This window comes from Flavobacterium sp. GSP6 (assembly GCF_003984855.1).
Classification (GTDB): domain Bacteria; phylum Bacteroidota; class Bacteroidia; order Flavobacteriales; family Flavobacteriaceae; genus Flavobacterium.
In genome coordinates this window covers 54,766-65,605 of the sequence record NZ_RYDO01000014.1, presented here as the reverse complement: position 1 = coordinate 65,605, position 10,840 = coordinate 54,766, and the positions used below count along the sequence as shown (strand labels likewise).

General features: G+C 34.9%; 10 protein-coding genes. 5 read left to right on the top strand and 5 right to left on the bottom strand.

Annotation, left to right across the window (positions count from 1 at the left end):
- Positions 1 to 66: 66 nt before the first annotated feature.
- The 3 genes from EKM03_RS15115 to EKM03_RS12830 all read left to right on the top strand — a co-directional run bounded on the left by EKM03_RS15115 (position 67) and on the right by EKM03_RS12830 (position 4,948).
- Entirely contained in the window at positions 67 to 435 is a 369-nt protein-coding gene (locus tag EKM03_RS15115) for a hypothetical protein (RefSeq protein ID WP_199741563.1), read from the top strand.
- Between the two features lie 134 nt (positions 436 to 569).
- Positions 570 to 3,101, top strand: coding sequence for a PIG-L family deacetylase (locus EKM03_RS12835; RefSeq protein ID WP_126740543.1), 2,532 nt, complete (start codon positions 570 to 572; stop codon positions 3,099 to 3,101).
- Between the two features lie 122 nt (positions 3,102 to 3,223).
- Positions 3,224 to 4,948, top strand: a complete 1,725-nt coding sequence (locus EKM03_RS12830) for a sodium:solute symporter (RefSeq protein WP_126459360.1) — start codon at positions 3,224 to 3,226, stop codon at positions 4,946 to 4,948.
- A 255-nt stretch (positions 4,949 to 5,203) separates the two neighbouring features.
- Here EKM03_RS12830 and EKM03_RS12825 read toward each other — a convergent pair whose 3' ends face one another.
- From EKM03_RS12825 to EKM03_RS12805, 5 genes are all read right to left on the bottom strand, one after another.
- A complete protein-coding gene (locus EKM03_RS12825) occupies positions 5,204 to 6,049 on the bottom strand; it encodes a DUF2911 domain-containing protein (protein ID WP_126740542.1) in 846 nt (281 codons plus the stop codon).
- Positions 6,050 to 6,101: 52 nt separating this feature from the next.
- Positions 6,102 to 6,776 carry an HAD family phosphatase gene (locus tag EKM03_RS12820; protein WP_126740541.1) on the bottom strand — a complete coding sequence of 225 codons (675 nt, stop codon included), beginning with the start codon at positions 6,774 to 6,776 and terminating at the stop codon, positions 6,102 to 6,104.
- An 82-nt stretch (positions 6,777 to 6,858) separates the two neighbouring features.
- On the bottom strand, positions 6,859 to 7,572 hold the full coding sequence (locus EKM03_RS12815) for a ThiF family adenylyltransferase (protein ID WP_126451503.1): 714 nt from the start codon (positions 7,570 to 7,572) through the stop codon (positions 6,859 to 6,861).
- A gap of 17 nt (positions 7,573 to 7,589) precedes the next feature.
- Positions 7,590 to 8,255: a TatD family hydrolase gene (locus tag EKM03_RS12810; protein ID WP_126740540.1), complete on the bottom strand. Its 666-nt coding sequence runs from the start codon at positions 8,253 to 8,255 to the stop codon at positions 7,590 to 7,592.
- Positions 8,255 to 8,857 carry a DUF1684 domain-containing protein gene (locus EKM03_RS12805; protein WP_126576166.1) on the bottom strand — a complete coding sequence of 201 codons (603 nt, stop codon included), beginning with the start codon at positions 8,855 to 8,857 and terminating at the stop codon, positions 8,255 to 8,257. Before EKM03_RS12805 ends, EKM03_RS12810 begins: the two co-directional genes overlap by 1 nt.
- 94 nt (positions 8,858 to 8,951) lie before the next feature.
- On the opposite strand from EKM03_RS12805, the gene EKM03_RS12800 reads away from it, so the two are divergent.
- The gene (locus EKM03_RS12800) at positions 8,952 to 10,169 is read left to right on the top strand and encodes an MFS transporter (protein ID WP_126553389.1); all 1,218 of its coding nucleotides are present in this window, start codon (positions 8,952 to 8,954) and stop codon (positions 10,167 to 10,169) included.
- Between the two features lie 283 nt (positions 10,170 to 10,452).
- Entirely contained in the window at positions 10,453 to 10,821 is a 369-nt protein-coding gene (locus EKM03_RS12795; protein WP_126459340.1) for a BlaI/MecI/CopY family transcriptional regulator, read from the top strand.
- Positions 10,822 to 10,840: the final 19 nt, after the last annotated feature.

Here is a 10,840-nt window from a genome sequence, read left to right as displayed (position 1 = left end):
TAGAAGAATTCTGGAAACAGAAAAATAATTTTAAAAATGTTGCTTAACTAATACTGCGGGTTTTATTTGCATATCCAAGCCACACAGTTCATTTATTTTGGTGGAGGAAGATGGATACGTTCCAGATATTTACCAAATCAATATAGAAACTATGATTTATATGATGGATATAAAGTAGTATTAAACGATTATCACGGTTCAAGACCTTATAGTAATTTTAAGAATCACAAAGTAAAATATTATAGAGGTTATCATGGAAGAGAACAAAGAAATATTGGGCACAACAATAATCGTCGCGTTTATGTAAACCAAAGGGGGAATGATAATCATAGAAGATATGATAATGATGACCGAAGAGAATATAAAAAACATGACAACCGAAATAACGGCAATGGTCATGGACATGGAAAGGGAAAAGGACATGATCGAGATTAGTCACACCTTAATTTAAAAAGAGAGAGAACCAAAATTGGTTCTCTCTCTTTTTAATTATTAAAGAAAACCAAAAATATTTCAGAAGAAATTATTTAATTCCTACATTTGAAGTTACTGCAATTAAATTTTAAAAAATGCAAAAAAAACACGCATCAGCTATTCTAATATTTCTCTTATGTTGCCAAATAACAATTGCACAAGAACCTCAAAAACCAAATTCTGTTGAAATTTATAATCAAATTCAAAAGCTTAATTTTCTAGGTTCCGTACTTTATATAGCCGCACATCCTGATGATGAAAACACCCAGTTGATCTCTTATTTATCCAATGAACAAAAGGCCAGAACCGGCTATTTGTCTTTGACACGCGGGGATGGTGGACAAAACTTAATCGGCACGCAATTGCGGGAATTATTAGGAGTAATAAGAACCCAAGAACTTATTGAAGCCCGAAAAATTGATGGAGGAGAACAGTTTTTTTCCCGTGCTAATGATTTTGGTTTTTCTAAAAATCCAACAGAAACATTAGAAATTTGGGATAAAAAACAAGTACTAGCTGACGTTATTTGGGCCATCAGGAAATTTCAACCCGATGTGATTATTAACCGATTTGATCATCGTTCGCCCGGAACCACTCACGGACACCACACGGCATCAGCAATGTTAAGCGTAGAAAGTTTTGACTTAGCGAATAACCCATCAATTTTTCCCGAGCAATTGCAATTTGTAACACCTTGGCAAACCAAACGACAGTTTTTTAATACGTCTTGGTGGTTTTATGGAAGTATCGAAAAATTTAATGCTGCCCATAAAACGAATTTAATTGCGCTGCAAACAGGAGTTTATTACGCTGGATTAGGAAAATCAAATCAGGAAATAGCCGCATTAAGTCGGAGCCGCCATCAATCCCAAGGGTTTGGTAGCACTGGAGCCCGTGGGGAGGAAACAGAATATTTAGAGTTTATAAATGGAGATGCTTTAAAAGATAAGAAATCACTTTTTGAAGGAATCGATACTTCTTGGAACCGAATAAAAGAGGGAAAATCAATCGGAGAATTATTGACAACTATTGCCGCTGAATTCGACCATAATAATCCTTCGGCAAGCATTCCAGATTTGGCGAAAGCCTATGCTATGATGAAGGCTTTGGACGAAAATCAGTGGTCGCCACTGAAATCAGAAGCCATAAAAGAAATTATATCGGCCTGTTCTGGTTTGTATCTTGAAGCCGTTGCCCAAAATCAGGAAGCGACTCCCGGAAGCACTATTAAATTGAAACTCGAAGCCATTAATAGAAGCTCCGTACCCATACAATTAATGAGTGTGACCGCTATACCTAATCAAAATATTACACCTCAAAATCGGGATTTAAAAAACAACATACTAAACACCATTAATTTAGATTTAAAATTACCCGAATCAATTAACTACACACAACCATATTGGTTAAAAGAAAAAGGAACAGTTGGGATGTACGCAGTAAAGCAACAACAAAACATAGGGATTCCAGATATTATTCGGGAAGTTAAAGTGATTTTTAATATTAAAATCAATGAGATTGAAATTCCATTTGAACGAACCGTAGTGTATAAATACAACGATGATGTAAAAGGGGAAGTATATAATTATCTGGACATTGTTCCCGAAGTTACTACTTCAATTATAGACAAAGTATTGCTTTTTAAAGACACAAAAAAGAAAGCTGTAGCCGTAAAAATCAAAACTGGAAAAGACTCCGTAAAAGGAATTTTACAACTTGAATTACCTGAAAACTGGGGTGTTTTTCCTAAATCGATTCCTTTTAACATTGAAAAAAAGGGAACGGAACAAATTGTTTATTTTGAGGTAACTGCACCAAATAAATCCGAAGAAGCTGTAGCCAAAAGCGTGGCGATAATTGACAATAAACAATTTGACAAAGAACAAATTATCATTAAGTATGACCACATCACAAAACAGCAAGTTTTAACATTGGCTGAAGCCAAATGCATCAAAACAGATTTAAAAACGAATGGTGAAAAAATAGGATATATAATGGGTGCCGGAGATGAAGTTCCCAGTAGCCTGACGCAATTAGGATATGCCGTAACACTACTTAAACCTGAAGAAATTACTCCTGAAAAATTAGAATTGTACGACGTAGTCATCACAGGTGTTCGTGCCTATAATATCTTGCCTGCACTGGCAAACAAACAAAATATACTTTTTGATTTTGTAAAATCCGGAAAAACAATGATCGTTCAGTACAATACTGCAGGAGATCTTGTTACCAATACTATTGCACCTTATCCCTTGAAACTCTCCCGAGACCGAGTGACCGAAGAAGATGCCGAAGTCCGATTCTTAGCGCCACACCATCCTGTTTTGAATTTTCCAAACCAAATTACAGCTACTGACTTTGAAGGCTGGAAACAAGAACAAGGATTGTATTACCCCAATGAGTACGACAAAGCCTTTACTCCTATCCTATCTTCAAATGACAAAGGGGAAAGCCCTAAAAATGGTGCATTACTTATTGCTCCTTACGGAAAAGGACACTATATTTATACCGGCTTAAGTTTTTTTAGAGAATTACCTGAAGGCGTTACTGGTGCCTATAAATTAATTTCTAATATCATTTCGCTACAATCATCTGAAAAAATTCCTGTTCAAAAAATCAAGAACTAACCCACTTTAAAATGGAAACAAAAAAAATAAAAACCTGGAAGAAAAATTATACTTGGGTACTTGTAGCCAATGCAATATACATCCTGATCTTTTGTCTCATCATGAAATTATACGCTTAAATTATGCAATTATTTGATTGGATTATACTGATAGTAACTTTATTGTTTATTGTAATTTATGGGGCTTGGAAAACCAAGGGCAGTAAAAATGTAGAAGACTTTATTTTAGGGAGTAATGAAACACCTTGGCATGTTGTAGGACTTTCTGTTATGGCCACACAAGCCAGTGCAATTACGTTTCTTTCTACTCCGGGGCAAGCCTATCATGACGGTATGGGTTTTGTGCAATTCTATTTTGGACTGCCAATTGCTATGGTGGTAATCTGTGTCACCTTTATCCCTTTATACCACAAATACAAAGTGTATACAGCTTATGAATACCTTGAAAAAAGATTTGATTTGAAGACCCGTTCCCTAGCTGCCATCCTTTTCTTGTTCCAAAGAGGTTTAGGAACCGGATTGACCATATACGCTCCGGCAATTATTTTGTCCGCTTTATTGGGTTGGAATCTTACCTATATGAATATTATTATTGGTGTATTAGTTATCATTTATACTTTTTCGGGTGGAACCAAAGCAGTGAATGTAACTCAAAAACAGCAAATGTTTGTGATTATGTCCGGAATGCTAATCACTTTTTTTCTGATTTTGCATTATTTACCTAATGATATGACTTTCTCCAGTGCGTTGCATATTGCTGGGGCAAATGATAAAATGGATATTGTTAATTTCTCTTTAGATCCAGAGGAAAAATATACCTTTTGGAGCGGAATAACAGGAGGTTTTTTCTTGGCATTAGCTTATTTTGGTACCGATCAATCGCAGGTAGGACGTTATTTATCCGGACGATCCGTTCGAGAAAGCCAGATGGGACTAATCATGAACGGACTTTTAAAAGTACCTATGCAGTTCTTTATTTTACTGACCGGAGTTATGGTTTTTGTCTTTTTCCAATTCAATCCTGTTCCGTTAAATTTTAATCCAAATAATAAAGCCATGATTGAAAAATCAGCTTACAAAAGCGAATACAATGCTTTGGAGAAAAAATTAGACGATTTATCCGAAGACAAAAAAGTAATTAATCTTTTGTACATCGACCAGCTCAATCAGGATTATGACAATCCAACGCTTAGGAAAGAATTAGTGACTTTATCCAATAAAGAAAAAGATTTAAGAGATCGTGCCAAAGAAATAATTCTGAAAGCTGATAGTAATAGCGAGACCAATGATAAAGATTATGTGTTTTTTCACTTTATTCTCAACTATTTACCCAAAGGGCTTATTGGTTTGTTACTGGCCGTAATTATTTCGGCCGCTATGTCCTCTACCGCTTCGGGATTGAATGCACTGGCCTCTACCACCGCAATTGATATTTACAAACGCAATCTAAAAGAAGAAAAATCAGAACGACACTACCTGTATGCTACAAAATTCTTTACCTTATTGTGGGGGGTTATAGCCATACTATTTGCTTGTATTGGAACGCTTTTTGAAAATTTAATTCAACTGGTAAACATCATTGGATCCATATTTTATGGAACAGTCCTTGGAATTTTCTTAGTTGGTTTTTACATCCATAAAGTACAATCTAAAGCCATTTTTTATAGCGCTGTAGTAAGTCAGATTACTATTTTTATCATCTACTATTACGCCATTTATATTTTCCCGAGCGGAGAAGAAAAACTGGGTTATTTGTGGCTGAATTTCATTGGTGCAATGCTTACAATTGTAATTTCTTTATTGTTGCAATGGACCATTTTTAGAAAACAGAGAGAGATAACAGCCTAAATAAAAAAATAACCGCAGATTCACAGATTTTTATATTGATAATCCGTGAATCTGCGGTTATTTTTTTTACTTCAGAAGTTCTTATATAAAAATCTCTTCTTCCGCAGAAACGAGCAAGAGCGAACTGGTGAGTAATGATAATCCCATGGATACTATATACGCAAACATCTAATAAATTACACAGTCCAAAATTTCAAAAAAAAATCCCGTCTCTAAATGGAGACGAGATCTTCTTATATAAAAACGTTAGAGTAATTAGTTTTTACTCCACTCTGTAATACTGTCTTTATTCATTTTCACGTAATCTTGGTTTTTAGCAATTTCAGCTGCTGCAAGTGATGCCTTAGCCGTTTCGATTGCTCCTTTTTTGTCCTCAAGTTTAGCTTGAATTAATGACTTCAATCTGTTGTACCAAAACGGTTTGTCTTTAGACATACCTAACGCTTTGTTTACATAAACCAATGCTTTTGCATTGTCACCATTCGATTGGAATAAAAATTGAGCAGCAGAAAAATAATCTGCACTAGCTGGTCCAGCTAATGCTTTCTCGATGTTAGCCGTTGTTTTTTGTTGTGTTGGCACTTCAAATTTTAAAGCAGCATAGGAGTTCTCCCAATAGATTTCTAAAAAAGCAAAATTATTGTCTAAACCACTAATTCCAATAGTAAATGTTTCCACACTTTTATTCACTGTTTCAGGCTTAACAGTAGCTCTAAGCGCCACATTTTCTTCTTTCCACTCTTCTGGATTACCCCAGTTATCAGTAGTTTTATAAAATAGTATCTCCCAGCTTTCTATTTTCGGAATAGTATACAATGAATATTTTCCTTTTTTCAATGTTTTACCATCAATAATCACATCATCGCTAAAGGAAACAGTTGTATTTTCATTAGCTCCAGTTCTCCATACTTTTCCAAAAGGAATTAAATTTCCAAAAACGGACCTTCCTCTGGCACTTGGTCTTGAATAGTTAACTTCTACATCAGTCAAACCAACTGTTTGCATAAGCGTCATTTTCGGACTTGATTGAGGTGTTTTTAACTGAGCCTCAGCGCTGAAACCGACCATAAATAAAGCCAGTGCAATGATTATTTTTTTCATATTATAATTTTTAAATGTTTTCCAAATTTACAAATTCAATGCCTTTGTACTGTTAATTATTCCTTAATTTAGATTGAATATTCCTAACTGCCTCAAAATCCAATTCGTTAAAATGATTAATCACTACATCTGCTTCCGATAAATCTTGTGCTTCAGAATGAATACTGTTGTAGCCCACACAAAAAATCCCAGCAGCTTTGGCCGCTTTTATTCCATTTGTACTGTCCTCAATAACGATACAATTTGCTTTTGGTGTAACTGATAAACTTGCCGCATGTTCAAAAATAGCCGGATGTGGTTTTGATTTAGGGAAATCTTCACCGCTTACCACATGTGTAAAATAGGCATGCAACTTAAACCGGCTAAACACGCGTTCAATAGTCACTTTGGATGCCGAAGAAGCCAAAATCAATTGCATGCCGTTTTGATGCAATTCTATGATTAGACTTTCAACACCTTCCAGTAATTCCAAATTATCTTTACTATCAAAAGCATCATTAAAAATAGACCTTTTTCGTTGAATCAAATCCTCTACTTCTTGTTCTATTACAAAAACTTCTTTTAATTTTTGAAACGTATTCCGAGTAGAAAAACCCGTAAATGAAGTGTACATTGCTTCAGTAACAGCTATATTTAATTCTTCAAATTGTTTAAAATAAGCATAACGGTGTACGGGTTCAGTATCGACAATTACACCATCCATGTCAAAAATTACGGTTTGTATCATTTTTGTTAAATTATTAGACTTTATAGATTTTAAGACTTCTTAACTTTTTAGAACGGAACATTAAAAAACTGAATTCTAACCACTATTTCTTAAGTAAATAGCGAATCACGGTTTCTGCAGCGTACAAACCAAATAATCCAGGCATGTAACTATTGGTTCCATAAAATGATTTTTTGAAATTGGATCCATCCGTCATTTTTAAACTCGTTTCATCTTGAATTTCCGACGAAAAAACCACTTTCAGTTTATCAATTTTAAATTCTTTCAATCGTCTTCGAATGGTTTTGGCAAAATAACAATTCACGGTATTGGTAATATCAGTCACTTTCACTTTTGAAGCTTCCATTTTCCCACCTGCGCCCATACTACTGATGATTTTTACTCTTTTTCGTTTGGCTCCAATAATCAAATTCAGCTTTGGCGTCACACTGTCAATGCAATCCAAAACATAATCAAATTCCTCCGATACAATTTCGAAAGCACGCTCTGGCGAAAGAAATTCCTGTACACGCGTCAATTTTAATTCTGGATTAATGTCCATTAATCGATCCCCAACAACAGTAATTTTTGGTTGTCCTACAGTTGAATGTAAAGCAGGCAATTGTCGGTTTATATTGGTAATATCAACTACGTCACCATCAACAATAGTCATCGTTCCCACTCCTGCTCTTACCAAAAATTCGGCCGCAAAAGAACCAACACCACCCAATCCTACAACCAATATATTTGCCTTTTTTAAATTATCTAAACCTTCTTTTTTGAATAAAAGTTCGGCTCTTTCTGTCCATTCTGCCATTGTTTTTTGTTTAAAGTTTAATGTTTTTGAAAAATTCTTAAATCAAAAACTTCATTATAATTACTATTCACAAGTTCCTGTATTTCTTCCAGCGAAATTCCTCTGTATTTTGCTGCCAATTCATAAACTGCTTCAATCCCTTCATCCACTGTATCTGTTTCCAAAAAAAATCGATTATCAGGAACGCTTTTAAAAACAGCTTCTAGGTCCTGATTTAGCAATAAATATTTCCCAAACGAAATATAAAATCCATTGTTCACTAATTGTTTAGCGACTTGGGCATTTTTGGAAAACCCATGAATCAGCATTGGAACTGAAATATTCAATTTTTTCGTAATTGCAATCACTTCCTGAAAAGCACCGACACAGTGTATTACCACTGGTTTTTGATAGTGCTGCGCCAAAAGCAATTGCTTTTCGAAAACCAACTGTTGCAATTCCATTGAAACTTCGATGCGTTTGTCCAACCCACATTCGCCCACAGCGAGACAATTTGCTTCTTGTAATTTACTTTCGATAATTGCCAAGTCAGCTTCTATTTGCTCTTCAATAATAAACCACGGATGAATCCCGATGGAATAATACGGAATTGTTGCATCAAATTCCTGTGGATATTGATTCACTAATTCCAACACATTTGGTTGATTCGTATCTTTATGTGTATGCAGATTAAAGAAATCCATTAGTTGTGAAATTTTTTAACTCCCGCTTTTATCTCGATATTCAAATCATTTTCCAATGGTACTATTGGACAGGAATATGTAAAATTATACGCGCAATACGGATTGTATGACGTGTTAAAGTCAATCACAATAGCATCTCCTTTTGGGATTTTCAAATCAATGTATTTCCCGCCAATGTAACTTTCGTTTCCTGAAGTCAGATCTGAAAACGGTAAAAATAAATAGTCTTTATATTCCTCTTTTTTTGAGAGCTCCATATTCTTGTACACATTCAGTTTCAAATCCCGACCGTCAATTGTAAAAGAAAGCTCCCCATATTTTACATACAATGGTTTCCTGTCCGTTGACGTTTTCATTTCAAAAGGCTTCTCTTTTTTTGTTCTTACTAACTTAGCGACCACATAAAAAGTTTCGTTTGCAGGATAAAAATCAAGTGTTTTGAATTCCGCTAAATCTTTCGGAGTCAACGGACTTGTCTTTGCATCGGCATATTCTGAATTTAATTCCTTTTGAAATTTGGCTACAGCCGAAACGTCAAATTTATATTGGCCAAAGCCTAAATTCAATTGAACCAAAAGAAATAAAGTAAATAGCGTTCTCATGTTCTTATTTTTATGCAAAAATAGTTTAAAAGTTACTAGGACACAAAGGCGCATCGGTACAAAGTTTTCTACCTTTGCAAAATATAACAAATACATGTTTCAAACTGCTTTTCAACGCTACATTAATAATTTCAAAGGCTTTACCAGAGAAATTTGGATTCTAACGCTCGTCACTTTTATAAATCGCGCCGGTACGATGGTTTTGCCTTTTTTATCTAAGTATTTAAAAGAAGATTTGAATTTATCCTACGCACAAGTGGGATGGATTATGGTTGCTTTTGGTTTTGGTTCTATGCTGGGATCTTGGCTTGGTGGCAAATTATCCGATAAAATAGGCTTTTATAAAATCATGGTTTTCAGTTTATTCACCAGCGGAATCCTTTTGTTTTTTGTACAATACATTCGGACCTTCTGGGGATTGTGCATTGGAATGTTTGTCATAATGACCGTTGCTGATATGTTTCGTCCCGCCATGTTTGTCTCCTTGGCGACTTATGCTAAACCTGAAAATCGTACCAGAGCACTGACTTTAGTTCGGTTAGCGGTAAATTTAGGCTTCACAGCTGGACCCGCTTTAGGTGGTTTAATCATTATGAATTTAGGTTACAGCGGATTATTCTGGGTGGATGGAAGTTCGTGTATTGTATCTATTTTAATTTTCACCCTACTGGTAAAAGAACGCAAAAAACCTATCGATTTAGCCTCCGCCAATATCGAAACTGAGATACCAGCCTCTGTTTTCAAAGACAGAATATTCTGGATCTTCCTTTTTGTTTGTTTCATAACAGCCATGCTTTTCTTTCAACTTTTCACCACTTTACCCTTATATCATAATGAAAAATTTGGATTAACCGAGTTTCAAAGTGGACTTTTATTGTCTTTAAACGGACTGTTAATTTTCTTTCTGGAAATGCCAATTGTAAGTTTCACTCAAAGAAAAGGCATCAGTATACTCAAAATTATTCTTTGGGGCGCACTGCTAATGTCATTGAGTTTTTATGTTTTACTCATCAATATGTGGGCTGGAATACTAATTGTTAGTATTCTTTTTATCACTTTTGGTGAAATGTTCATCTTCCCTTTCTCCAATTCATTTGCGTTGAGCCGGGCTCCAAAAGGGCATGAAGGCCGCTACATGGCTTTGTTTACCATGAGCTTCAGCTTAGCACACATTGCGAGTTCTAAAACTGGACTAGAAATCATAGCCGCTTTTGGCTACCAAGCTAACTGGTTTGTCATGGGAAGTTTAGGTATTTTAGCAGTGGTAGGTTGTATCTGGCTGCAAAAACTCGTTCAAAAAGAACACAATTAATTCCATTATCATTCTTTGGGCGTGACCCTATAAAAAAAAGGGGCTTATCAACAAAATCGTTATTAGCCCCTTTTCTTTATAGCGTCGGGTTATACGCGCTACTTCGGTAGCTAGCTTCTACCCCTCACGCAGTCTCCTTATGATGATAACATTTTTGATTAAAAGGATAATTAATTTCCAAAAAACTGCAAAAACACGTTAAAACTAAAAAAATAGTTAAAAAACTACATTTATAGTTTGATAACTAAAAAAATAGTTGTATGTTTGGTTTAAATAAAAAATTATGCAAAAATTAACCAACAAAGAAGAGGAAATCATGCACATTTTATGGAAGCTCAAAAAAGCATTCGTAAAAGAAGTCCTTGCAGAAATCACAGAAGATCAACCCCATTATAACACACTTTCAACCATTGTGCGCAATCTGGAAGAAAAAGGATTTGTGTCACACAATGCCTTTGGAAACACACACCAATACTTTCCTATTATAAGTTTAGAAGATTATAGAAAACGATTCATGAATACTGCTATTGATAATTATTTCAACAGCTCATATAAAAATATGGTATCGCATTTTGCCAAAGAAGAGAAAATATCTGCAGCTGAATTACGGGAAATTTTGGCTATGATTGAAAGTCATAAAGAGGAAATATAAACTTTAGATTAACAATATT